At 66.1% G+C, this 22,441-nt stretch carries 19 protein-coding genes; 6 read left to right on the forward strand and 13 right to left on the reverse strand.

Features of this window, described 5'->3' with window-relative positions; all coding sequences use genetic code 11:
* Positions 1–11: 11 nt before the first annotated feature.
* The 4 genes from ACI766_RS17765 (at position 12) to ACI766_RS17780 (ending at position 4,726) form a co-directional block, all read left to right on the forward strand.
* Positions 12–434 carry a MarR family winged helix-turn-helix transcriptional regulator gene (locus ACI766_RS17765; RefSeq protein ID WP_003120438.1) on the forward strand — a complete coding sequence of 141 codons (423 nt, stop codon included), beginning with the start codon at positions 12–14 and terminating at the stop codon, positions 432–434.
* Between the two features lie 206 nt (positions 435–640).
* Positions 641–1,132, forward strand: a complete 492-nt coding sequence (locus ACI766_RS17770; RefSeq protein ID WP_003097907.1) for a (2Fe-2S)-binding protein — start codon at positions 641–643, stop codon at positions 1,130–1,132.
* Positions 1,129–3,375 (forward strand): xanthine dehydrogenase family protein molybdopterin-binding subunit, encoded by a 2,247-nt coding sequence (locus ACI766_RS17775; protein ID WP_003120440.1) that lies wholly within the window; start codon positions 1,129–1,131, stop codon positions 3,373–3,375. The genes ACI766_RS17770 and ACI766_RS17775 overlap by 4 nt, the downstream gene beginning before the upstream one ends.
* Positions 3,376–3,424: 49 nt before the next feature.
* Positions 3,425–4,726, forward strand: a complete 1,302-nt coding sequence (locus ACI766_RS17780; RefSeq protein WP_034037270.1) for a cytochrome c — start codon at positions 3,425–3,427, stop codon at positions 4,724–4,726.
* A 10-nt stretch (positions 4,727–4,736) separates the two neighbouring features.
* On the opposite strand, the gene ACI766_RS17785 is transcribed toward ACI766_RS17780, so the two are convergent.
* Positions 4,737–5,519: an AraC family transcriptional regulator gene (locus ACI766_RS17785; RefSeq protein WP_003097919.1), complete on the reverse strand. Its 783-nt coding sequence runs from the start codon at positions 5,517–5,519 to the stop codon at positions 4,737–4,739.
* An 80-nt stretch (positions 5,520–5,599) separates the two neighbouring features.
* Here ACI766_RS17785 and panB point away from each other — a divergent pair, with 80 nt between their 5' ends.
* Complete coding sequence (panB, locus tag ACI766_RS17790) at positions 5,600–6,421, forward strand: 3-methyl-2-oxobutanoate hydroxymethyltransferase (RefSeq protein ID WP_003087450.1); 822 nt, start codon at positions 5,600–5,602, stop codon at positions 6,419–6,421.
* A 10-nt stretch (positions 6,422–6,431) separates the two neighbouring features.
* On the opposite strand, the gene ACI766_RS17795 is transcribed toward panB, so the two are convergent.
* From ACI766_RS17795 to ACI766_RS17815, 5 genes are all read right to left on the reverse strand, one after another.
* On the reverse strand, positions 6,432–7,157 hold the full coding sequence (locus ACI766_RS17795; RefSeq protein WP_003114260.1) for a dienelactone hydrolase family protein: 726 nt from the start codon (positions 7,155–7,157) through the stop codon (positions 6,432–6,434).
* Positions 7,158–7,224: 67 nt separating this feature from the next.
* Positions 7,225–9,129: a molecular chaperone HtpG gene (htpG, locus tag ACI766_RS17800; protein WP_076938980.1), complete on the reverse strand. Its 1,905-nt coding sequence runs from the start codon at positions 9,127–9,129 to the stop codon at positions 7,225–7,227.
* 117 nt (positions 9,130–9,246) lie between these two features.
* On the reverse strand, positions 9,247–10,479 hold the full coding sequence (locus ACI766_RS17805; RefSeq protein WP_003120441.1) for an MFS transporter: 1,233 nt from the start codon (positions 10,477–10,479) through the stop codon (positions 9,247–9,249).
* Positions 10,480–10,515: 36 nt separating this feature from the next.
* The gene (locus ACI766_RS17810; RefSeq protein ID WP_003087441.1) at positions 10,516–10,962 is read right to left on the reverse strand and encodes a PaaI family thioesterase; all 447 of its coding nucleotides are present in this window, start codon (positions 10,960–10,962) and stop codon (positions 10,516–10,518) included.
* Entirely contained in the window at positions 10,959–11,432 is a 474-nt protein-coding gene (locus ACI766_RS17815) for a PaaI family thioesterase (protein ID WP_003106488.1), read from the reverse strand. The genes ACI766_RS17810 and ACI766_RS17815 overlap by 4 nt, the downstream gene beginning before the upstream one ends.
* A 172-nt stretch (positions 11,433–11,604) precedes the next feature.
* On the opposite strand from ACI766_RS17815, the gene ACI766_RS17820 reads away from it, so the two are divergent.
* Entirely contained in the window at positions 11,605–11,841 is a 237-nt protein-coding gene (locus ACI766_RS17820) for a hypothetical protein (protein ID WP_003087435.1), read from the forward strand.
* 58 nt (positions 11,842–11,899) lie between these two features.
* Here ACI766_RS17820 and ACI766_RS17825 read toward each other — a convergent pair whose 3' ends face one another.
* From ACI766_RS17825 to ACI766_RS17855, 7 genes are all read right to left on the reverse strand, one after another.
* Positions 11,900–12,664, reverse strand: coding sequence for a DUF599 domain-containing protein (locus ACI766_RS17825; RefSeq protein WP_003106486.1), 765 nt, complete (start codon positions 12,662–12,664; stop codon positions 11,900–11,902).
* Between the two features lie 145 nt (positions 12,665–12,809).
* Positions 12,810–14,123, reverse strand: coding sequence for a branched-chain amino acid transport system II carrier protein (gene brnQ / locus ACI766_RS17830; RefSeq protein WP_003120443.1), 1,314 nt, complete (start codon positions 14,121–14,123; stop codon positions 12,810–12,812).
* Between the two features lie 310 nt (positions 14,124–14,433).
* Positions 14,434–15,321 carry a succinate--CoA ligase subunit alpha gene (gene sucD / locus ACI766_RS17835; protein ID WP_003087428.1) on the reverse strand — a complete coding sequence of 296 codons (888 nt, stop codon included), beginning with the start codon at positions 15,319–15,321 and terminating at the stop codon, positions 14,434–14,436.
* Positions 15,321–16,487, reverse strand: a complete 1,167-nt coding sequence (gene sucC / locus ACI766_RS17840) for an ADP-forming succinate--CoA ligase subunit beta (protein ID WP_003087425.1) — start codon at positions 16,485–16,487, stop codon at positions 15,321–15,323. The genes sucD and sucC overlap by 1 nt, the downstream gene beginning before the upstream one ends.
* A 328-nt stretch (positions 16,488–16,815) precedes the next feature.
* Entirely contained in the window at positions 16,816–18,252 is a 1,437-nt protein-coding gene (lpdA, locus tag ACI766_RS17845; protein ID WP_003087422.1) for a dihydrolipoyl dehydrogenase, read from the reverse strand.
* A gap of 68 nt (positions 18,253–18,320) precedes the next feature.
* Entirely contained in the window at positions 18,321–19,550 is a 1,230-nt protein-coding gene (gene odhB, locus ACI766_RS17850; protein WP_003114264.1) for a 2-oxoglutarate dehydrogenase complex dihydrolipoyllysine-residue succinyltransferase, read from the reverse strand.
* Between the two features lie 42 nt (positions 19,551–19,592).
* The gene (locus ACI766_RS17855) at positions 19,593–22,424 is read right to left on the reverse strand and encodes a 2-oxoglutarate dehydrogenase E1 component (RefSeq protein WP_003087413.1); all 2,832 of its coding nucleotides are present in this window, start codon (positions 22,422–22,424) and stop codon (positions 19,593–19,595) included.
* Positions 22,425–22,441: the final 17 nt, after the last annotated feature.

A 22,441-nucleotide genomic window follows, 5' to 3' on the forward strand; every position in this document is an offset into this window, starting at 1 on the left:
CGATGTCCAGCATGTCCCGTAACGCCCCGTACCGCCTCGACGACCAGATCGGCTTCATCCTGCGCCAAGCCAACCAGCGCTATGCGGCGTTGTTCGCCAATGGCATCGGCAACGGCCTGACCCCCACCCAGTGGGCCGCCCTGGTCCGCCTCGGCGAGACCGGACCCTGCCCGCAGAACCAGCTCGGCCGACTCACCGCCATGGACGCCGCGACCATCAAGGGCGTCGTCGAGCGCCTGGACAAACGGGGACTGATCCAGCGCAGCGCCGATCCGGACGACGGCCGGCGCCTGCTGGTCAGCCTCAGTCCTGCCGGACGCGCCGAACTCGAGGCCGGCCTGGCGGCCGCCCGCGAGATCAACCGGCAGGCCTTGGCCCCCCTCTCCCCGCAAGAACAGGAAACCCTGCGCGGGTTGCTCGCTCGCCTGACCTGAGGCCATTGCGGTCTATCCTTTTGTCCGCGTTGCGTCGCCCGGAGCTGCGCCTTTCGTCGTAGCGGCCTGCCATTGACAGTTCGCCGCAGGCGTTCATAACATGTTTGTATACAAACAAATTCCCGCATAGCCGCATGCTACCAGGCACGGCTGACGGGATATCCGCCTGATGAACAGCCATGCCGCCGGCATGGGGAGAAACCGCCATGAGCGATGCCCTTGCCCTGACCGTCAACGGTCAGTCCCTGCGCCTCGATGTCGCCCCCGATACCCCCCTGCTCTATGTCCTGCGCAACGACCTGCAACTGAACGGTCCCAAGTTCGGCTGCGGCCTCGGCGAGTGCGGCGCCTGCACCGTGCTGATGGATGGCGTCGCCACCCGCTCCTGCATCACCCCGGTGGAGGCCGCCGTAGGCCGCCGGGTGGTTACCCTCGAAGGACTCGGCGATGCCGCCCATCCCCATCCGCTGCAACAGGCCTTCATCGACGAACAGGCCGCCCAATGCGGCTACTGCATCAACGGCATGGTGATGACCGCCAAGGCGTTGCTGGATCGCAACCCGAACCCCAGCGACGGCGAGATCCGCCAGGAATTGGCCTACAACCTGTGTCGCTGCGGCACCCATGTGGAGATTCTCAAGGCCGTGCGGCGTGCCGCCGAGAGCCTGAAGGAGCATCAGGAGGAGCACCCGGCATGAGCCTGGCCAATCCCTCGCGACGCGGCTTCCTCAAGGCCGGCGGCCTGCTGCTGGTCACCGTCAACCTGCCCGCCCCGCTGCTCGCCCTTGCCGAGCAGGGCGCCACCGACCTGCCGCTGGACCAGGTCGACTCGTTCATCGCCATTGCCGCGGACGGCAAGGTCACCGCCTTCTGCGGCCACGTCGACCTTGGTACCGGCATCCGCACGGCACTGGCGCAGATCGTCGCCGAAGAGTTGGACGTCGCGTTCGAGCAGGTCGAGATGATCCTCGGCGACACCCGTCGTACACCGGACCAGGGGCCGACCATCGCCAGCGCCAGCATCCAGGTCAGCGCCGTGCCGCTGCGCCAGGCCGCCGCCGAAGCCCGGCGCTTCCTCCTGCGCCAGGCCGGAAGCCATTTCCCGGTGCATCCGGACAGCCTGCGCAGCGAAAACGGCCAGGTCTTCGCCGCCGCCAATCCGCAGCGACGGATCGGCTACGGCGAGTTGCTGCGAGGCCAGCGCTTCAACCTGAACATCGACGGCAAGGCGCCGCTCAAGCCGCGCAGCGAGTACCGTCTGGTCGGCAAGCCGGTGCGTCGGGTGGACATCCCGGCGAAGCTGACCGGTCAACTGACCTATGTCCACGACATGCGCTTGCCCGGCATGCTGCATGGACGAGTGGTACGCCCGCCCTATACCGGCGCGGATGTCAGCGCCCCGCTCGGCAGCGGCCTGCTGGCGGTGGACGAAAGCTCGGTCGCCGGGCTGCCGGGGCTGGTCAAGGTGGTCGTGATCGGCGACTTCGTCGGCGTGGTCTGCGAACGCGAGGAGCAGGCGATCCGCGCCGCGCGCCAGCTCAAGGTGCGCTGGAAGGACTGGCAGGGCCTGCCGCCGCTGGAACCCGACCGGCTCGAGGACACGCTTCGCCGGCATCCGAAGAAGCCACGCACGCTGCACGACTCACCCGGTCTCGAGCAGCACCTCGCGGGCATCGCCCGGCCGCTGTCGGCCACCTATGTCTGGCCCTACCAGTTGCACGCCTCCATCGGCCCTTCCTGCGCCCTCGCCGAGGTCGATGCGCAGCGCGCTCGCGTCTGGTCCGGCACGCAGAACCCGCACGACCTGCGCAACGACCTGGCCAGGCTGCTGCAGCGCGAGACCGGGGACATCGAGGTGATTCGCATGGAAGCCGCCGGCTGCTACGGACGCAACGGCGCCGACGACGTCAGCGCCGACGCCGTGCTCCTGGCGCAGGCAGTGGGCCGGCCGGTGCGGGTACAACTGATGCGCGAACAGGAACATGGCTGGGAACCGAAAGGCACCGCGCAACTGATCGAGGTCCGCGGCGGTCTCGACGAGCAAGGCCGGGTGGCGGCCTACGACTTCGCCACCTGCTACCCCTCCAACGGCGCGCCGACCCTGGCCCTGCTCCTCACCGGGCGGATCCCGGCCACCCCGCAGGTGGCCGACATGGGCGACCGCACCGCGATCCCGCAATACCGCTACCCGCGGATGCGGGTGGTGGCCAACGACGCCGCCCCCATCGTCCGCGCGTCCTGGATGCGCGGCGTCTCGGCGCTGCCGAACGTGTTCGCCCATGAGTCCTACGTCGACGAACTGGCGCACCTGGCCGGCATCGACCCCATCGCCTTCCGCCGCCGCTACCTGGACGACCAGCGCGCCCTGGCGCTGATCGACGCCCTGGTCGCCCGCGCCGGCTGGCAGCCACGCACCTCCCCCAACCCAGAGGCGCGCCGGGACGGCTTGCTGAAGGGACGCGGCTTCGCCTATGCGCGCTACTTCCACAGCAAGTTTCCCGGTTTCGGCGCCGCCTGGGCCGCCTGGATCGTCGACGTCGAGGTGAACCCGGAGAACGGCGCGGTGCGCGTCGCCAAGGTCTGGGTCGCCCATGACTGCGGGCAGATGGTCAATCCCGATGGGGTCAGGCACCAGGTCCACGGCAACGTCATCCAGTCCACCAGCCGGGTACTCAAGGAGTTCGCCACCTTCGACCGCCGTGGCGTCACCAGCCTGGAATGGGGCGGCTACCCGATCCTCGGCTTCCCCGAACTGCCGGAGATCGACGTACTGCTGCTCGACCGCCCCGAGCAGCCACCGATGGGCGCTGGCGAGTCAGCCTCGGTGCCCAGCGCCGCGGCCATCGCCAATGCGATCTTCGACGCTACCGGGGCGCGCCTGCGACAGGTGCCGTTCACTCCGGAACGCGTACTCGCGGCGCTGCGCAGCGCGCAGGCCTGATCCTTTTCCCCGGGGCGCCGCGGCGCCCCGCGCAGTGGATGACTGACAGATGAAGAAGGCAACACGCATCGGCCTCTGGGCCTCCGGCAGCCTCGTCGCGCTCGCCGCCATCGCCCTCGGCTACGCCTGGCAACCGGCCATCGGGCCACTGGAAGGCAGACCCGGTCCCTTCAGCGCCGAGCAGATCGCCCGCGGCGAACGCCTCGCCGCCCTCGGCGACTGCGCGGTCTGCCACACTCGCGAAGGCGGCCCGCGCAACGCCGGCGGACGGGCCTTGCCGACGCCGTTCGGGACGATCTACAGCAGCAACCTCACGCCGGATCGCGCGAGCGGCATCGGTGGCTGGTCCTACCCCGCCTTCGAGCGGGCCATGCGGCATGGCGTGGCCCGCGACGGCAGCTACCTGTATCCGGCGTTCCCTTACACCGCCTTCACCAGGACTCGCGACGAAGACCTGAAGGCCCTGTACGCCTACCTGATGAGCCAGCCGGCGGTGCACAGCGAAACGCCTGCCAACCAGCTGCCGTTCCCCTTCGACCAACGCCAGCTGATGGCCGGCTGGAACCTGCTGTTCCTGGAGCCCGGCGCCTACCGCGACGAGCCGACGCGCAACCAGCAATGGAACCGCGGCGCCTATCTCGCCGAAGGCCTCGGCCATTGCAGCGCCTGCCACTCGCCGCGCAATGCGCTCGGCGCGGAAAAGTCCGGCAGCGCGCACTTCGCCGGCGGCGAGGCGGAGGGCTGGACCGCGCCAGCCTTGAACGCCAGTTCGCCGGCGCCCATCGCCTGGAGCGAGGAGGCCCTCTACGCCTACCTCCGCCACGGCTATTCGGCCTACCACGGGGTCGCCAGCGGGCCGATGGCGCCAGTGGTCGGCGAAGGCCTGGCCAAGCAGTCGGACGAGGACCTGCGGGCCCTGGCCCATTACCTTGCGTCCTACGCCGCTGCCCCGGCCGGGGAAACCGATCAGCAACAGGCGCAACGCCTCGACCGGCAGGGCTACGGCCGCGTGCAACCGCCCAGCGGCAGCGGCGCGCGCCTGTTCGCCGGGGCCTGCCTGGCCTGCCACCATGACGGCGACGGACCGCGCTTCTTCGGCGTGCGTCCATCCCTGGCGCTGAACAGCAATGTGCATGCGGACAGCCCGGACAACCTGCTGCGGATCATCCTCGACGGCATCCACAGCCCGGCCACCGGCGACCTCGGCTATATGCCCGGCTTCCGCAACAGCCTCGACGACCGGCAAGTCGCCGCCCTGGCCAACTACCTGCGCGAGCGTTTCGCCGGCAAGCCCGCCTGGCCGGACCTCGCGGCCAAGGCGGCAAGCCTGCGCCGACAGGCGGCGCCCTGAAGCATGCGGCTCAGTTGGGCAAGCGCAGGGAGCGGGCGAAGCAACCGGGGGTCTGGCCGAAATGACGCTGGAACAGGCTGATGAACGCCGAGGTGGAGTCGTAGCCAAGGTCGCTGGCCACCCGCGTCACGCTGGCGCCCTCCTCCAGCGCGGCGACCGCGTTGAGCAGACGCAGGCGCTGGCGCCACTCGCGAAACGACAACTGGGTCTGCTCGCGGAACAACCGCGCCAGGGTCCGTCGGGACGCCCCCACCAGTCCCGCCCAATCCGAGATGCCGCGCGGATCGGCGGGATCCGCCTGTAGCGCGTCGGTGATCCGGCGCAAGCGCGGGTCGCCAGGCAACGGCAGGTTCAGCGGCGCCTCGCGAAGGCGCCCGACCTCATCGGCGACCACCTGCATGAGACGCTCGGCCTCGCCACCCGGCGGATATTCACGGGGAAACTCCGCCGCCCGCAGCAACAGTTCGCGCAGCAGGCCGGACACCTCCAGTACCCGGCAACCGCCGGGCAGCGAACGATCCAGGTAGAGACTGCGGAACAGCACAGGGTTGCAAGCCTCCGCGGCGTGCCGGACGCCCGGCGGAATCCACAGCGCCCGCTGCGCCGGCACCAGATAGCTGTGCCGCTCGGTGCTGGCGCGCAAGGTGCCGCTGGCGGCGTACATCAGTTGGCCCCAGGGGTGGTCGTGCATCTCCACCCGGTGCCCGGCGGGCATCTCGAAGGCGCGCAGGTACACCGCGCAGGGCAGGCTGCGGAATCGCGGCAGGTCGCGTTCTTGTCCCGTTTGCGGCATCGGTTGTCCCCATCCGTCGAGTGAGCGGTGCGTGGCCGATGTTAGCGTGTGGCTCCCCATAGACAAACCGGAGCCACGCCATGAGCAGTCATCGCCCGCAACATCGCCTGTCCGTTCCCGATATCCAGCGCCGCAAGGGTGCCGGCAGCCTGGTGGCGCTGACCGCCTACAGCACGCCCATGGCCCGCCTCCTCGATCCGCATGCCGACCTGCTGCTGGTCGGCGATTCGCTGGGCATGGTGCTCTATGGCATGCCCAGCACCCTGGGAGTGAGCCTGGAGATGATGGTCGCCCACACCCTGGCGGTGATGCGCGGCAGTCGGCGCGCCTGCGTGGTGGCCGACTTGCCGTTCGCCAGCTACCAGGAATCGCCCCGACAGGCGTTCCGCAACGCCGCACGCCTGCTGGCCGACAGCGGCGCCCAGGCGGTGAAGCTGGAAGGCGGTGAGGAAATGGAAGAAACCGTGGACTTCCTGGTACGCCGTGGCATACCGGTGCTCGCCCATATCGGCCTGATGCCGCAGCAGGTCAACGCCATGGGCGGCTTCAAGGCCCAGGGGCGTGACCCGGAAAGCGCAGAACGGGTACGCCGCGACGGCCTCGCCATGCAGCGCGGCGGCGCCTTCGCGGTGGTCATCGAAGGCGTAGGCGAGCCGCTGGCCCGTCGCCTTAGCGAAGAACTGGCGATCCCCTGCATCGGTATCGGCGCCTCGCCGGCCTGCGACGGCCAGGTACTGGTCAGCGAGGACCTGCTCGGGCTAAGCGGCGAACAGGTACCGCGCTTCGTCGAACGCTACGCGCGCCTCGACCGGGAAATCGACGAGGCGGCCCGGCGCTTCGCCGAGGACGTGCGCGAACGGCGCTTCCCCGAGGCCAGGCATTGCTTCGCCATGCGCGAGTGAGCCGGCGGTCTCAGGCGAAGACTTCCGCCAGCAGGTCGTCCATCGCCTGGAAGGCACGCCGGGAGGTCCTGGCGTCATAGTGCATCTTGCCCGGCAGCTTGGCGTTCGGATCGGTGAAGGAATGCACCGCGCCGCCGTAGCTGGTGAGCTGCCAGTCGACGCCGGCATCGGTCATCTCCCTGGCGAAGGCCGGCAACTGCTCGCGCGGCACCAGCGGATCGGAGGCACCGTCGAGGACCAGTACCGCGCCCTTGATGTTCCTGGCATGCGCCGGGTCCGGCGTATCCAGGGTGCCATGGAAGGACACGAAGGCCTTCAGCTCGGCGCCGTCGCGAGCCAGCTCCAGCGCGCAGCAACCGCCGAAGCAGAAACCGAAGGCAGCCTGGCGGGTCGTATCGACAGCCGCGAGCGCCTGTCCGCGCAAGGCCGCCAGCGCTGCCTGCATGCGCTTGCGCAGCAGGGCCCGGTCGTTCTTCAGCGGCATCATCGCCGCGCCCGCCTCGTCGCCGTTCTGCGGACGCACGTCCCTGCCGTAGAGGTCCGCCACCAGCACCACGTGCCCACGGCCGGCGACCTGCCGGGCGATGTCCAGCGCGGCGGCGCTCACGCCCATCCAGTTCGGCGCCATCAGCAGGCCCGGGCGCGGCCCCGCGTGGCTGGCGTCGTACACCAGTTGACCTTCGTACGGCTGCCCATCGATGTCGTAGGCGACCGGCTCTACACGAATCTCACTCATGGGTACTGCTCCTGCGAGAGTTGGAAAAGACAAAGCCCGCCGAAGCGGGCTTTGTCGGGGCTACTGCTTAAGCGGACAGCTCCACCAGCAGCTTGTTCAGTCGGCGTACGTAGGCGCCCGGATCCTTGAGGCTGTCCCCCGCGGCCAGGGCGGCCTGGTCGAAGAGAATATGCGACAGCTCGCCGAAGCGGTCCTCGTCCGGCTCCGCATCCAGCTTCTCGATCAGCGGATGCTGCGGGTTGATCTCGAAGATCGGCTTCGAGTCCGGCACTTTCTGCCCGCTGGCCTCGAGGATCTGGCGCATCTGCAGGCCAAGGTCCTGTTCGCCGATGGCGAGGATCGCCGGCGAATCGGTCAGGCGGTGGGAAACGCGGACTTCGCTGACCTGCTCGTCGAGCACCTTCTTCAGGCGCTCGATCAGGCCTTCCTTGCTCTTGGCGACTTCTTCCTGGGCCTTCTTGTCCTCTTCCGAGTCCAGGCTGCCCAGGTCCAGGTCGCCGCGGGCGACATCGACGAACTGCTTGCCGTCGAACTCCGGCAGGTAGCTCATCAGCCACTCGTCGATGCGATCGGTGAGCAGCAGCACCTCGATGCCCTTCTTGCGGAAGACTTCCAGGTGCGGGCTGTTCTTCACCTGCGAGTAGCTCTCGCCGGTGAGGTAGTAGATCTTGTCCTGGCCTTCCTTCATCCGACCGATGTAGTCGGCCAGCGCTACGCTCTGCTCGCCCGAATCGTCGCCGGTGGAGGCGAAGCGCAGCAGGCCGGCGATCTTCTCCTTGTTGCCGAAGTCTTCCGCCGGGCCTTCCTTGAGGACCTGGCCGAAGTTCTTCCAGAAGGTCTTGTACTGCTCCGGCTCGTTCTTCGCCAGCTTCTCCAGCATGTCCAGCACGCGCTTGGTCAACGCCGACTTCATCGAGTCGATCACCGGATCCTTCTGCAGGATTTCCCGGGAGACGTTCAGCGACAGGTCGTTGGAGTCGACCACACCCTTGATGAAGCGCAGGTACAGCGGCAGGAACTCGTCGGCCTGGTCCATGATGAACACGCGCTGTACGTACAGCTTCAGGCCCCGCGGCGCTTCGCGATGGTACAGGTCGAACGGCGCGCGGCCCGGCACGTAGAGCAGCGAGGTGTATTCCAGCTTGCCTTCGACCTTGTTGTGGCTCCAGCTCAGCGGGTTCTCGAAGTCATGGGCGACGTGCTTGTAGAACTCCTGGTATTCCTCGTCCTTCACCTCGGCGCGCGGACGGGTCCACAGCGCGCTGGCGCGGTTGACCGCTTCCCATTCCGGCTCGGCCGGCTTGTCGGCCTCTTCGCCGTGGAATTCCTTGGGCAGCTCGATCGGCAAAGCGATGTGATCGGAGTATTTCTTGATCACGTTGCGCAGGCGCCAGCCATCGGCGAACTCCTCCTCGCCCTTTTTCAGGTGGAGGACGATGCGGGTACCGCGCTCGGGCTTGTCGATGGTAGCGACGTCGAACTCGCCCTCGCCCTTCGACGACCAGTGCACCCCTTCGCTGGCCGGCTGGCCGGCGCGACGGGAGTAGACATCGACCTTGTCGGCGACGATGAAGGCGCTGTAGAAACCGACGCCGAACTGGCCGATCAGGTGCGAATCCTTCTTCTGGTCGCCAGACAAGTTCTTCAGGAAGTCGGCGGTCCCGGACTTGGCGATGGTGCCCAGGTGAGTCACCACATCCTCGCGGCTCATGCCGATGCCGTTGTCTTCCAGGGTGACGGTGTTGGCTTCCTTGTCGAAGCTGACGCGGATCTTCAGCTCGGCGCCGCCCTCGAGCAGCTCGGGATTGGCCAGGGCTTCGAAACGCAGCTTGTCGGCGGCGTCCGAGGCGTTGGAAATCAGTTCGCGGAGGAAGATTTCCTTGTTCGAATAGAGAGAATGAATCATCAGGTGAAGCAGTTGCTTCACTTCAGTCTGAAAGCCCAGTGTCTCTTTTTGGGTTTCCACGCTCATCGCTCCAAGCTCCATCAATGACATAAGCCGCGTACCACGGCGGATGTCCCCTAGGTGGGGCCTTCTTCCGGCTTTTCAAGCGCTTATGCGAAAAAACCGCGCACCATCGTGCGACGACTAGCGTTCGAGCAGTTCGAGACGGGCGATCTCCGCCGGGCGCAACAGGTAGCTCGCCTCCCCCGCACCGGGCATTTCCCGGCGGATCACCAGGCGCCCCTCGCTGTCGAGGCCGGTGAAACGGCCCTCGGCGATACGCCCGCGTACCGTAGTGGCCTTGACCAGGCGCTGGCTGTAGCGCTGCGGTTCGACCTGGACCAGCTCCAGGTCGAGGGTGGCGTTACCCGGCGCCGGCAGCGCCTGCGGCTCGGGCGGCGCCGCCGCCGCGGCCACGGTCGCAGGCTCCGCCGGCAAGGCGGGGAACGCGTCGCCGCGCACCGTCCACTCCCGCCGGGCGTTCTTCTCCAGCGTCAGCTCCAGCACCTGAGCCTGGCCGGCCACCAGGGCCTCGATACGCAGCGGCCGCGCATGGCTGGCCGCGCGCCAGGACGGCGCCCGCACGAGGCTGACGTCGCGGCTGGCGAAACGTCGCTGCAGATAGTCGCGCAAGACCAGGGCCAGGGTATCGTCGGAGTCGTAGCCCAGGTCGACCTTGCCGTGCCGATAGCGCAGCCGGTCGGTATACAGCTCGACGTGGCCGCTGAGGGTGGTCCGGTAGTCGCTCGGCAGGCTCAGGTGGAACTCGCCCTCCAGGCGGTTCGGCGCCTTGGGCCGCAGGTCCAGGTGCAAGGTATAGCCACGCAGGAGACGACGCGCCTCGGGCAGGTCCTGATCCGGTTGCAGCCAGCTCAGCTCGACTTCTGGCAACGCGCCGCCGTCCTCGGGCAGCACGTCCAGGCGCAGCGCCCCGAGCGGCTGTGCCGGAAGGCGGATCTGCAGCTCGCGCTGGGCGTAGAAATCGTGCCCCTGGCGCAGGCTCAGCACGCCGCCAATCAACTCGCCGCTCTGCGGCGCGAAAGGCTTGCCGTTGAACTCCCCGCTGAGCGCGATGGACAGTTCCGCCGGCGGCCTGGCCTCCGGTTTCAGCCAGCGCAGGCTGAGGATCGCCTCCAGCCGCGCAGCGTCGTGACTGGCCAGCAGCGCCAGGCCGACCACCAGCGGGATGCAACCCAGCGCGGCCAGCCCGACGCCCTTGCGCGCCGTACGCCAGTGCACGCCGATATAGGCCAGCGCCACCGGCGGGAAAAGGCTGCCGTAACCCCACAGCAGACCGGTACCGAAGGCCAGGACGATGACCCAGATATAGCCGGCGACCATCAGCAGCAGGCCGCCCAGAATCAGCAAGGCATCCATCGCGATATCCTCAGCCCACTTTCCGCAGCGTACGGCTCACGGCTCGTCCACCTTGAAATGCGCCCGCGCGGTGGCGATGGGCTCGCCCTGGGTGGTCTGCCAGGCGTTGATCGCGACGTTCGCCACCCGCCGCCCCTGGCGCCAGACCTGGCATTGCGCGTAGGTATCGCGGAAGTGCCCGGCACGCAGGTAATCGATGGAGAAATCGATGATCTTCGGCAGGTGCGGAATGCTCATGAAGGTCAGCAGGTGCAACATCGCCGCATGCTCCATGAAGCCGGCGATCACGCCGCCATGGATGGCCGGCAGGGTCGGGTTGCCGATGTTGTCCTTGTTCGCCGGCAGGCGGAAGACCATGTCGTCGCCCAGGCGCAGGCATTCGATGCCGAGCAGCTTGGCGTACGGGATCAGCTCCACCAGCGGGCTGTAGTCGTTGTTCCGACGCGCGTCGCGGACCAGTTGCTCGAGGCTGGTCGGGCTCATGCCGCACCTCCCTGCGCGGCCGGCCTGGCCGCCCCGGCGCGGGCCGAACCGCCCATGCGCATGAAAGCGCCGACGACATGGGCGATGGGCTGGCCCGGATCGTCCTGGTAGGCGAAGCCGCGGGTGAAGATCACGTTCGGCGTGACCCGGTAGCACTCGGCGAAGCCATAGACATCCTTGTGCGGTTCGGCGGGATGCATGTAGTCGATGCGCAGGTCGAGCGTCGGGCAGATCTCGAAGTCCGGCAGCACGCAGACCGTGGAAATACCACAGGTGGTGTCCATCAGGGTGGTGATCGCGCCGCCGTGGACGACCCCGCTTTCCGGGTTGCCGATGATCGCCTGGCTGTAGGGCAGGCGCAGGGTCAGTCCTTTCTCGTCGGCGGCCTCGACCGTCAACCCCAGCACCTGGCAATGACGCAAGGCCGAGAGAAAGCGCCGGGCGCGCTCGAGGAGAGGATTTTCCGACATGACGGCGACCTTGCTGGGAGTTTTCTGGAGGGCGAATCATACCCTGCCGCCAAAGCCCCGGCAGCCGGGGTTTTGGACATAACGATCGAAATAGTCGAAGTGTGTGGAACTTCACGCCAGCGCAAATGTTCAAAGGGCTACAACGAGGAAAGCCGCACATGGAGGCTAAACGATGAAAAAGACCGTAACTCTTGCCCTGCTGCTCGCTGCCAGCCTTGGCCTGGCCGCTTGCGACAAGAAAGAGGAAGACAAGGCAGCGGCCCCGGCAGCTCCGGCTACCGAGACCCAGCCGAGCGCTCCGGCTACTCCCCCTGCCGAGCCCAGCGCCCCGGCGCCGTCGAGCGACACTCCGGCAACCCCGCAGACTCCGGCACCGACTCCGGAGCAACCGCAACAGAACCAGCAATAAGTTCTCGTTGACGTACCCTGAAAGAGCCCGCGCAAGCGGGCTTTTTCATGCCCGGGATTCAGCCCCTGGGCACCTCGCCCTCGCCTTCCCGCGGGCTTTCGGCGATTGCGGTCTCGGTGTAGACCATCACCTCCAGCACGTCCGAATGGAATTCGCGGCGATACAGGACCAGCACCACGCCGGCCGTCACCAGCATGAAGAACCAGGAATTGATGAACCAGGCGAGCATGGCCAGGCCGAAATAGTACGAGCGCAAGCCGAAGTTGAACTGGTTGGCCGCCAGCGAGATGACCCGGGCGGCACGCTCGGCAAAGGATTTGCGCTCCAGCTCGCCGACGTTGCGCTCGCCGATCATCGGTGCCGAGCCGACCAGGATCGCCGCGAAATTGTATTGGCGCATGCACCAGCTGAAGGTGAAGAAGGCATAGACGAAGACCACTGCCAGGCACAGCAGCTTCAGTTCCGATAGTCCCCGGCTGGCCTCCTCCACGAACGGCAGGTCGGCCAGTACCGAGACGGCGCGATCGGTGGAGCCCAGCAGGGTGAGGATGCCGGCGAGGATGATCAGCGTGCTGGAGGCGAAGAACGACGCGTTACGCTCCAGGTTACCGATCACGCTGGCGTCGGCGATACGGTTGTCGCGCAGCAGCAACCGGCGCATCCAGTCCTCCCGGTAGAGGTGCAGGACGCTGGCCAGGCAGGCGGTGTCGCGACCCTTCCAGGTGGCGTAGCGGGTGTAGCCCACCCAGCAGAACAGGAACCAGAGCGCCGCCAGCAGGTGTTGCAGCAGGTGCCCGTTGAAAATGCCGAGTTCGGCGGTCATGAAAACTCCCTCTTGAGCCGGCCGGGAATCGCCCCGCCGTTGTTTCGCGCCGTTGGGACGCCGCTCGCCGCGGCCAGGACACGACTTTCGTCGGCTCATGAAAAAGGCCGCCCGGAGGCGGCCTTCCTGGGGTTCGCCTGACGTCTCAGGCGACCGCTTCGCGCGGCTTGCCCAGCAGCCGATCGCAAACGACTGCCAGGACCAGCGCAATGGATACCGGCAGCAGCCAGCCAAGGCTCTGATCGGCGAGCGGAAGCTTGGCGAAGACGTCCGGCACCCACCCGTTCAGCTTGGCCGCCCCCAGCCCGTCGACGATGCCGAAGAGCAGCGCGACGATCATCACCGGCACGAACACCCGCGGGGCCGACACCCAGAGCCGGTCGAACAGGCTCAGGGCGATCAGCACGATGGCGAGCGGATAGAGTCCCACCAGAACCGGTACCGAAAGGCTGATCAACTGGGTCAGTCCCTGGTTGGCGACCAGCAGGCTGAACAGCGAGAACACGATCACCACCGTCTTGTACGAAACCGGCAGCAGGTCGCTGAAGAACTCGCCGCACGCCGTGATCAGCCCTACCGCCGTGGTCAGGCAGGCCAGGGTGATGACCACCGCCAGCAACAGGCTGCCGGAAACGCCAAAGGTCTGCTGCACATAGGCGGTGAGGATCTGTACGCCATTCTGGGCGTCGCCGGCGATGCCCTGGCTGGTGGCGCCCAGATAGAACAGCGCCAGGTAGACCAGGGACAGGCCGGTGGCGGCGATGACCCCGGCGATCATGGAATAGCGCGTGACCAGCCGGCTGTCGCTGATGCCGCGGTCGCGAATGGCGGTGGCGATGACGATACCGAAGACCAGCGCACCGAGGGTATCCATGGTCAGGTAGCCCTGCAGGAAGCCCTGCACCAGGGGCGCGCTCTGGTACTCGCCGGAACTGCTGCCGATCTCTCCCGCCGGCGCGAAGATCGCCGCGCCGCCAAGGACCAGCAGGGCCGACAGCAGCACCGGCGTGATGACCTTTCCGACCCGGTCGACAAGGCGACCCGGGTTCAGCACCAGGAACAGAACCACGGAGAAGTAAGCGACGGTATAGACGAGCAACGGCACGCCGCCGTCCCCGGTGAAGGGTGCGACGCCCATCTCGAAGGACACCACGGCTGTACGCGGGGTGGCGAACAGCGGGCCGATGGCAAGATAGACGGCGATGGCGAACGCCACTCCCGCGCGCCGCCCGATCGGCTGGGTCAGGCGGCCAATACCGCCTCCGACCCGGGCCAGGGCGACCACCGTCAGCAACGGCAGGCCGACACCGGTAAGGAGGAAGCCGAAAGCCGCGCTCCATACGTGTTCGCCCGCCGCCATGCCGGCACTGGGAGGAAAGATGATGTTACCCGCGCCGAGAAAAAGCGCGAACGTCATGAAGCCAAGGGCGAGCAGGTCGAACCCTTTCAAATGAGTCATAGGAGGATGTACCACTGGCAGAAGTCTCGGTTGTTCGGGGTTTCCCTTTGGGGGTGTTAGGAAACAACGTCCTTCCGGATGAGGAGGACCGGTCAAGCCGCCCGACCCCTTTTGAGGGCCATGTGGCGTTATAGCTGCAGGCGCACTGGCCTGCGGGATGATGCGTGGCGCGCCCGGGGTTTTGTCGGACACGAACCGTTGGCAATGATAGCGCATCGCGGCAACATTCGTTTGACGGATGCGATAGAACGACGAAGGCCACCGCTGTGAGGCGGTGGCCTTCGTCCTGGAACTCAGAAAACCCGGGAAATCAGGCCTTCTTCACTTCCCAACCGGTCAGCTCGGCCAGGGCCTTGCCGATGTCGGCCAGGGAACGCACGGTCTTCACACCGGCGTCCTGCAGGGCGGCGAACTTCTCGTCCGCGGTGCCCTTGCCGCCGGAGATGATGGCGCCGGCGTGGCCCATGCGCTTGCCCGGAGGGGCAGTCACACCAGCGATGTAGGACACCACCGGCTTGGTCACGTTGGCCTTGATGAAGGCCGCGGCTTCTTCTTCGGCGGAACCGCCGATCTCGCCGATCATGACGATGGCTTCGGTCTGCGGATCTTCCTGGAACAGCTTCAGGATGTCGATGAAGTTGGAGCCCGGGATCGGGTCGCCGCCGATGCCCACGCAGGTGGACTGGCCGAAGCCGGCGTCGGTGGTCTGCTTCACGGCTTCGTAGGTCAGGGTGCCGGAACGCGACACGATGCCTACCTTGCCCGGCAGGTGGATGTGACCCGGCATGATGCCGATCTTGCACTCGCCGGGAGTGATCACGCCCGGGCAGTTCGGGCCGATCAGGCGTACGCCCAGCTCGTCGCACTTGACCTTGGCGTCCAGCATGTCGAGGGTCGGGATGCCTTCGGTGATGCAGACGATCAGCTTGATGCCGCCGAATGCCGCTTCCAGGATCGAGTCCTTGCAGAACGGAGCCGGAACGTAGATGACCGAGGCTTCGGCGCCGGTGGCTTCCACGGCTTCCTTGACGGTGTTGAACACCGGCAGGCCGAGGTGGGTGGTGCCGCCCTTGCCGGGGGTCACGCCGCCGACCATCTTGGTGCCATAGGCGATGGCCTGTTCGGAGTGGAAGGTGCCCTGGCTACCGGTGAAGCCTTGGCAGATGACTTTGGTGTCTTTGTTGATCAGGACGCTCATTACTTACCCTCCGCGGCCTTGACGACTTGCTGGGCAGCGTCGGTCAGGCTGGTTGCCGCGATGATGTTCAGGCCGCTTTCGGCCAGGACCTTGGCACCCAGTTCAGCGTTGTTGCCTTCCAGGCGGACGACAACCGGAACCTTCACGCCGACTTCTTTGACGGCGCCGATGATGCCTTCGGCGATCATGTCGCAACGCACGATGCCGCCGAAGATGTTCACCAGGACAGCCTTCACGTTGCTGTCGGACAGGATGATCTTGAACGCTTCGGTCACGCGCTCCTTGGTCGCACCGCCGCCAACGTCGAGGAAGTTGGCCGGCTTGCCGCCGTGCAGGTTGACGATGTCCATGGTACCCATGGCCAGGCCGGCGCCGTTGACCATGCAGCCGATGTTGCCTTCCAGCGCGACGTAGTTCAGCTCCCACTTCTGCGCATGGGCTTCACGGGCGTCGTCCTGGGACGGGTCGTGCATGGCGCGCAGCTTCGGCTGACGGTACAGGGCGTTGCTGTCGATGTTGATCTTGGCATCCAGGCAGTGCAGGTTGCCGTCTTTCTTGATCACCAGCGGGTTCACTTCCAGCAGGGCCAGGTCGTAGTCCTGGAACAGCTTCGCCAGGCCGACGAAGATATGGGTGAACTGCTTGATCTGGTCGCCCTTCAGGCCCAGCTGGAAGGCCAGCTCGCGGCCCTGGTACGGCTGCGCGCCGACCAGCGGGTCGATGGTAGCCTTGAGGATCTTCTCGGGAGTGTCGTGGGCGACCTTCTCGATGTCCACGCCACCTTCGGTGGAAGCCATGAACACGATGCGGCGGCTGGAACGATCGACGACGGCGCCGAGGTACAGCTCCTTGTCGATGTCGGTGCAGGACTCCACCAGGATCTTGCTGACCGGCTGGCCGTTGGCGTCGGTCTGGTAGGTCACCAGGTTCTTGCCCAGCCACTGCTGGGCGAACGCCTTGGCGTCCTCTTTGCTCTTCACCAGCTTCACACCGCCCGCTTTACCGCGGCCGCCGGCGTGCACCTGAGCTTTGACGACCCACTCGCTGCCGCCGATCTTGTCGCAGGCTTCTGCGGCCTCTTCGGGGGTGTCTACGGCAAAGCCCTTGGATACAGGCAGGCCGTATTCAGCGAACAGCTGCTTACCCTGATATTCGTGGAGATTCATGCTTGTCTACCGTTATTCGTCTAGGTATTGCGCATTTCGGCGGAGCGCTCGTGGCGCCCCACCACCTGTGACCGTCGTTTCGCGAACCACCCGGCTCGCGAAAAAACAGTCCGGCGGCATACGCCCGCGGCCACCTCGCAACGGTCGCCGGCGCTCACCCGCCGTGGTTCTTCTGAAAGTCTGCCGCCTGCGGCATCCCGACGCAGGCGGCAAACCGTGGATTCTACAGAACCCGGACCCGACAAGGCCAGGAACCTGTCCTGGCCTGACGGACGACGCGTCCCGCGTCGCTGTGACGCCCCTGGCGTGAACCGGGGCGTCGGATCACTCAGCGCTTCTTGCGGTTGGCGATGTGGATGGCATGGCCATTCACTGCCAGGGCAGCTTCGTGCAGGGCTTCGGACAGCGTCGGGTGAGAGAAGACCATCATGCCCAGGTCTTCGGCGCTGGTGCCGAATTCCATGCCGATCGCGCCTTGCTGTACCAGCTCGGCGGCGCTCGGGCCGATCACGTGGACGCCCAGGACGCGGTCGGTCTTCGCATCGGCGATGACCTTGACCAGGCCGGTGGTGTCGTTGGCCGCCATCGCACGACCGCTGGCGGCGAACGGGAAGGTGCCGACGTTGACTTCGACGCCCTCGGCCTTGAGGGTCTGCTCGGTCTTGCCGACCCAGGCGATTTCCGGGTGGGTGTAGATGACCGACGGAATCAGGTCGTAGTTCATCTGCGCCTTGTGGCCGGCGATGCGCTCGGCGACCATCACGCCCTCTTCCGAGGCCTTGTGCGCGAGCATCGCGCCGCGAACCACGTCACCGATGGCGAAGACGCCCGGAACGCTGGTCTTGCAGTGGTCGTCGACGTAGATGAAGCCACGCTCGTCCAGGGTCACGCCGCTGTCGGCGGCCAGCAGGTCGGTGGTCACCGGGCGACGGCCGACCGCGACGATCAGCTTGTCGAAGGTTTCCTTCTGCTCGCCGTTGGCGTCGGTGAAGGTCACGGTGACCTGCTTCTTCTTCACTTCCGAAGCGGTCACGCGGGCACCCAGGCGAATGTTCAGGCCTTGCTTGGTCAGGACCTTCAGGGCTTCCTTGGCAATCTGCTCGTCGGCAGCCGGGAGGAACTTGTCCAGGGCTTCCAGCACGGTCACCTCGGCACCCAGGCGGGCCCATACCGAACCCAGCTCCAGGCCGATGACGCCGGCGCCGATCACACCCAGCTTCTTCGGTACGGCCTGGAATTCCAGGGCGCCGGTGGAGTCGACGATGATGTCGTCGGTCAGCGGGGCCGGCGGGATCTCCACCGGGCGGGAGCCGGAAGCGATGATCACGTTCTCGGCTTCCAGGACCTGGGTCTTGCCGTCCAGACCGGTCACTTCCACCTGCTTGTTGGCCAGCAGCTTGCCGTGGCCTTCGAAGGAGGTCACGCCGTTGGCCTTGAACAGGGTAGCGATGCCGCCGGTCAGGTTCTTGACGATGTTGGCCTTGCGCGCAACCATCGCCGGAACGTCGATGGTGACGCCCTTGGCTTCGATACCATGGACTTTGAAGGCCTCTTTGGCCTCATGGTACTTGTAGGAGCTGTCCAGCAGCGCCTTGGACGGGATGCAGCCAACGTTCAGGCAGGTACCGCCGAGCGCCACCTTGCCTTCCTTGCCGATGTACTTCTCGATGCAGGCGGTCTTCAGGCCCAGCTGGGCAGCGCGGATGGCGGCAACGTAACCGCCGGGGCCGGCACCAATCACTACCACGTCGAATTTCTGGCTCATATCTCAATCCTTATTCGGGTGAAACCGGACGGCCCCACGAGGGGGCCGCCGTGAAGAGAAACGCTAAATCAGACGTCCAGCAGCAGGCGAGCCGGATCTTCCAGCAGGTCCTTGATCGCCACCAGGAAGCTCACCGCTTCCTTGCCGTCGATCAGACGGTGGTCGTAGGACAGCGCCAGATACATCATCGGCAGGATCACCACCTGGCCGTTCACGGCCATCGGGCGCTCCTGGATCTTGTGCATGCCGAGGATAGCGGTCTGCGGCGGGTTGACGATCGGGGTCGACAGCAGGGAACCGAACACGCCACCGTTGGAGATGGTGAAGGTGCCGCCGGTCATGTCTTCGATGGTCAGCTTGCCTTCCTTCGCCTTCTTGCCGAAGTTGGCGATGCCGCCCTCGATCTCGGCCAGGCTCATGAACTCGGCGTTACGCAGTACCGGAACCACCAGGCCGCGGTCGCTGGAAACGGCAACACCGATGTCCTGGTAGCCGTGGTAGACGATGTCGTTGCCGTCGATGGAAGCGTTGACCCCCGGGAAGCGCTTCAGCGCCTCGGTGGCGGCCTTGACGAAGAAGGACATGAAGCCCAGGCGCACGCCGTTGTGCTTCTTCTCGAACAGGTCCTTGTACTTCGAACGCAGGTCCATGATCGGCTTCATGTTGACCTCGTTGAAGGTGGTCAGCATGGCCATGGCGGACTGCGCCTCGACCAGGCGCTCGGCGACCTTGGCCCGCAGGCGGGTCATCGGCACGCGCTTCTCGACACGGTCGCCGGCGGCGAAGATCGGCGCCTCGGCAGCCGGGGCGGCAGGCTTGGCCGGGGCGGCCGGGGCGTTCTTCTTCGCTTCGACCGCAGCGACCACGTCTTCCTTGGTCACGCGACCGCCCTTGCCGGTGCCGGCGATGCTGTTCGGATCGATGCCGGCTTCCTCGGCCAGCTTGCGCGCGGCCGGGGACAGGATGGCGTCGTCGCCGCCAGCGGCGGCCGGAGCGGCGGCCTGTGCAGCCGGAGCGGCGGCGGGCGCAGCGGCAGCCGGAGCGGCCGGAGCGGCGGCGCCGCCTTCGTTCAGCTTGCCGAGCAGCTCGTTGCTCAGAACGGTGTCGCCTTCGTTCTTGATGATCTCGGCCAGCACGCCGTCAGCCTCGGCGAGAACCTCGATGACCACCTTGTCGGTCTCGATGTCGACGATCAGTTCGTCGCGCTTGACTGCTTCGCCCGGCTTCTTGTGCCAGGTGGCGACGGTGCCGTCGGCGACCGATTCCGGGAAGGTTGGGGCTTTGATTTCGATAGCCATTGTGTGCGTTTCCTTAAATTCGGTTTCTTCAGCGCGTAGGCGTTAAACAGTAAAGGCGTCTTGCAGCAGTTTTTCCTGCTGCTCGGCGTGCATCGAGGCGTAGCCGCAAGCCGGAGCAGCGGAGCCTTCGCGGCCGGCGTACTCGAGGTTGAGGCCCTTCTTGTGCGCGGCGATGACACGACGCATGTGATGCTGGCTGCAGAACCAGGCGCCCTGGTTCATCGGCTCTTCCTGGCACCAGACGATGTGCTTGAGGTTCTTGTACGGAGCCAGAACTTCCGCCAGGTCGTCTTCCGGGAACGGATACAGCTGCTCGATACGGACGATCGCGGTATCTTCGCGGCCTTCCGCGCGACGCTTCTCCAGCAGGTCGTAGTACACCTTGCCGCTGCACAGCACGACGCGGTCGACCTTCTTCGGATCCAGGCTGTCGATTTCCGGGATCACAGTCTGGAAGGAACCGTTGGCCAGATCTTCCAGGGTCGAGATGGCGAGCTTGTGACGCAGCAGGGACTTCGGCGTCATCACCACCAGCGGCTTGCGCAGCGGGCGGATCACCTGACGGCGGAGCATGTGGTAGACCTGAGCCGGGGTGGTCGGCACGCAGACCTGGATGTTCTGCTCGGCACAGAGCTGCAGGTAGCGCTCCAGGCGCGCGGAGGAGTGCTCCGGGCCCTGCCCCTCATAGCCGTGCGGCAGCAGCATGGTCAGGCCGCAGAGTCGGCCCCATTTGCTTTCGCCACTGGTGATGAACTGGTCGATGACCACCTGGGCGCCGTTGGCGAAGTCGCCGAACTGGGCTTCCCAGATCACCAGCGAGTTCGGCGTGGTGGTGGCGAAACCGTATTCGAACGCCAGCACGGCCTCTTCCGAAAGGAAGGAATCGTAGATATCCAGGCGCGGCTGGCCGTCGAACAGATTGGCCAGCGGTACGTAGACCGAGTCATCCTTCTGGTTGTGCAGCACCGCGTGACGGTGCGAGAAGGTGCCACGGCCGACGTCCTGGCCGGTCATCCGTACCGGATGGCCTTCGAACAGCAGGGTCGCGTAGGCCAGGGTCTCGGCGAAGCCCCAGTTGATCGGCAGGCCACCGGCCGCCATCTTCTGGCGATCTTCGTAGATCTTCGAAACCTGGCGCTGAACCACGAAGCCTTCCGGCACTTCCAGCATCTTGCTGGACAGTTCCTGCAGGGTCTTCAGGTCGAAGCGGGTGTCGTGACGCGCGGTCCAGGCATGACCCAGGTACGGACGCCAGTCGACGAACAGTTCCTTGTTGGGTTCCTTGACCAGGCTCTTCACCACGTGCAGGCCGTTGTCAAGGGCGTCGCGGTAGTCGTCGATCTTCGACTGAACCTGCTCGGCGCTGAGCACGCCGGCATTCACCAGGGCATCGGCGTACAGCTCGCGGGTAGTACGCTGCTTGGCGATCTGCTGGTACATCAGCGGCTGGGTGCCGCTCGGCTCGTCCGCCTCGTTGTGGCCGCGGCGACGGTAGCAGACCAGGTCGATGACCACGTCACGCTTGAACTGCATGCGGTAGTCGACGGCCAGTTGGGTGACGAACAGCACGGCTTCGGGATCGTCGCCGTTGACGTGGAAGATCGGCGCCTGAATCATCTTCGCCACGTCGGTGGCGTACTCGGTGGAACGCGCATCGTCCTGGCGGCTGGTGGTGAAACCGACCTGGTTGTTGATCACCAGGTGGATGGTGCCACCGGTCTTGTAGGCGCGGGTCTGCGACATCTGGAAGGTTTCCATGACCACGCCCTGCCCCGCGAAGGCGGCATCGCCGTGGATGGAAATCGGTACCACCTTGTCGCCGGAGCTGTCCTTGCGGCGGTCCTGGCGAGCACGAACGGAACCCTCGACCACCGGGGAAACGATTTCCAGGTGCGACGGGTTGAACGCCAGCGCCAGGTGGACTTCGCCACCGCTGGTCATCACGTTCGAGGAGAAGCCCTGGTGGTACTTCACGTCACCGGAGCCCAGCTCGACGATCTTCTTGCCTTCGAACTCGTCGAACAGGTCGCGCGGGTTCTTGCCCAGGGTGTTGACCAGGACGTTCAGGCGACCGCGGTGAGCCATGCCGATGACGATTTCCTTGGCGCCGTAGGAACCGCAGCGCTGGATGATCTCGTCGACCATCGGGATCAGGCTTTCGCCGCCTTCCAGGCCGAAACGCTTGGTGCCCGGGTACTTGGTGCCCAGGTACTTCTCCAGGCCTTCGGCCGCGGTCAGGCGCTCGAGCAGGTGCGCACGCGCCTCGGCGGAGAAGCCGGGACGGCCACGCACGCTTTCCAGACGCTGGAGGAACCACTTGCGCTGCTCGGAATCGACGATGTGCATGAACTCGGCGCCGAAGGTACCGCAGTAGGTGCTCTTCAGGCTGTCGACGATTTCACGCAGGGTCGCCTCTTCCTTGCCGATGTAAAGCTCACCGGTGCGGAAAGTGGTGTCCAGGTCGGCACCCGTCAGACCGTAGTGGTCGATCGACAGGTCGGCAGGCGCGGGACGCTGCCACAGGCCGAGCGGGTCGAGGGTGGAAGCCTGGTGGCCGCGGAGACGGTAAGCGTGAATGAGACGAAGGACTTCGACCTGCTTCTTCTCGTGCTCGCTGCTCACGCTACCGGCGGAAACCGGCTGGGCACGGCGCTGGTTCTTGGCCAGCAGGACGAAATGATCGCGCACTGTGGAGTGCGAGACGTCGGGGGCGGGATTGCCATCGGCGGGAAGCTTCTGGAAATACGTGCGCCACTCTTCTGGCACAGCGTTAGGGTCGTGCAGGTAGAGCTCGTAGAGCTCTTCGACGTAGGCAGCGTTACCACCGGATAGATGGGCACTGTTCCACATCCGCTGCATTACGCTTTCGTGCATGCTAGGTCACCCTCGGT

This window comes from Pseudomonas sp. DL (assembly GCF_047199225.1).
GTDB lineage: Bacteria > Pseudomonadota > Gammaproteobacteria > Pseudomonadales > Pseudomonadaceae > Pseudomonas > Pseudomonas aeruginosa.

What these genes read in the sequence shown, in the direction of transcription:
- ACI766_RS17765 (WP_003120438.1), top strand. Translation starts at nt 12, where the DNA reads ATGTCCCGTAACGCCCCGTACCGCCTCGACGACCAGATCGGCTTCATC.
- ACI766_RS17770 (WP_003097907.1), top strand. Translation starts at nt 641, where the DNA reads ATGAGCGATGCCCTTGCCCTGACCGTCAACGGTCAGTCCCTGCGCCTC.
- ACI766_RS17775 (WP_003120440.1), top strand. Translation starts at nt 1,129, where the DNA reads ATGAGCCTGGCCAATCCCTCGCGACGCGGCTTCCTCAAGGCCGGCGGC.
- ACI766_RS17780 (WP_034037270.1), top strand. Translation starts at nt 3,425, where the DNA reads ATGAAGAAGGCAACACGCATCGGCCTCTGGGCCTCCGGCAGCCTCGTC.
- ACI766_RS17785 (WP_003097919.1), bottom strand. Translation starts at nt 5,519, where the DNA reads ATGCCGCAAACGGGACAAGAACGCGACCTGCCGCGATTCCGCAGCCTG.
- panB (WP_003087450.1), top strand. Translation starts at nt 5,600, where the DNA reads ATGAGCAGTCATCGCCCGCAACATCGCCTGTCCGTTCCCGATATCCAG.
- ACI766_RS17795 (WP_003114260.1), bottom strand. Translation starts at nt 7,157, where the DNA reads ATGAGTGAGATTCGTGTAGAGCCGGTCGCCTACGACATCGATGGGCAG.
- htpG (WP_076938980.1), bottom strand. Translation starts at nt 9,129, where the DNA reads ATGAGCGTGGAAACCCAAAAAGAGACACTGGGCTTTCAGACTGAAGTG.
- ACI766_RS17805 (WP_003120441.1), bottom strand. Translation starts at nt 10,479, where the DNA reads ATGGATGCCTTGCTGATTCTGGGCGGCCTGCTGCTGATGGTCGCCGGC.
- ACI766_RS17810 (WP_003087441.1), bottom strand. Translation starts at nt 10,962, where the DNA reads ATGAGCCCGACCAGCCTCGAGCAACTGGTCCGCGACGCGCGTCGGAAC.
- ACI766_RS17815 (WP_003106488.1), bottom strand. Translation starts at nt 11,432, where the DNA reads ATGTCGGAAAATCCTCTCCTCGAGCGCGCCCGGCGCTTTCTCTCGGCC.
- ACI766_RS17820 (WP_003087435.1), top strand. Translation starts at nt 11,605, where the DNA reads ATGAAAAAGACCGTAACTCTTGCCCTGCTGCTCGCTGCCAGCCTTGGC.
- ACI766_RS17825 (WP_003106486.1), bottom strand. Translation starts at nt 12,664, where the DNA reads ATGACCGCCGAACTCGGCATTTTCAACGGGCACCTGCTGCAACACCTG.
- brnQ (WP_003120443.1), bottom strand. Translation starts at nt 14,123, where the DNA reads ATGACTCATTTGAAAGGGTTCGACCTGCTCGCCCTTGGCTTCATGACG.
- sucD (WP_003087428.1), bottom strand. Translation starts at nt 15,321, where the DNA reads ATGAGCGTCCTGATCAACAAAGACACCAAAGTCATCTGCCAAGGCTTC.
- sucC (WP_003087425.1), bottom strand. Translation starts at nt 16,487, where the DNA reads ATGAATCTCCACGAATATCAGGGTAAGCAGCTGTTCGCTGAATACGGC.
- lpdA (WP_003087422.1), bottom strand. Translation starts at nt 18,252, where the DNA reads ATGAGCCAGAAATTCGACGTGGTAGTGATTGGTGCCGGCCCCGGCGGT.
- odhB (WP_003114264.1), bottom strand. Translation starts at nt 19,550, where the DNA reads ATGGCTATCGAAATCAAAGCCCCAACCTTCCCGGAATCGGTCGCCGAC.
- ACI766_RS17855 (WP_003087413.1), bottom strand. Translation starts at nt 22,424, where the DNA reads ATGCACGAAAGCGTAATGCAGCGGATGTGGAACAGTGCCCATCTATCC.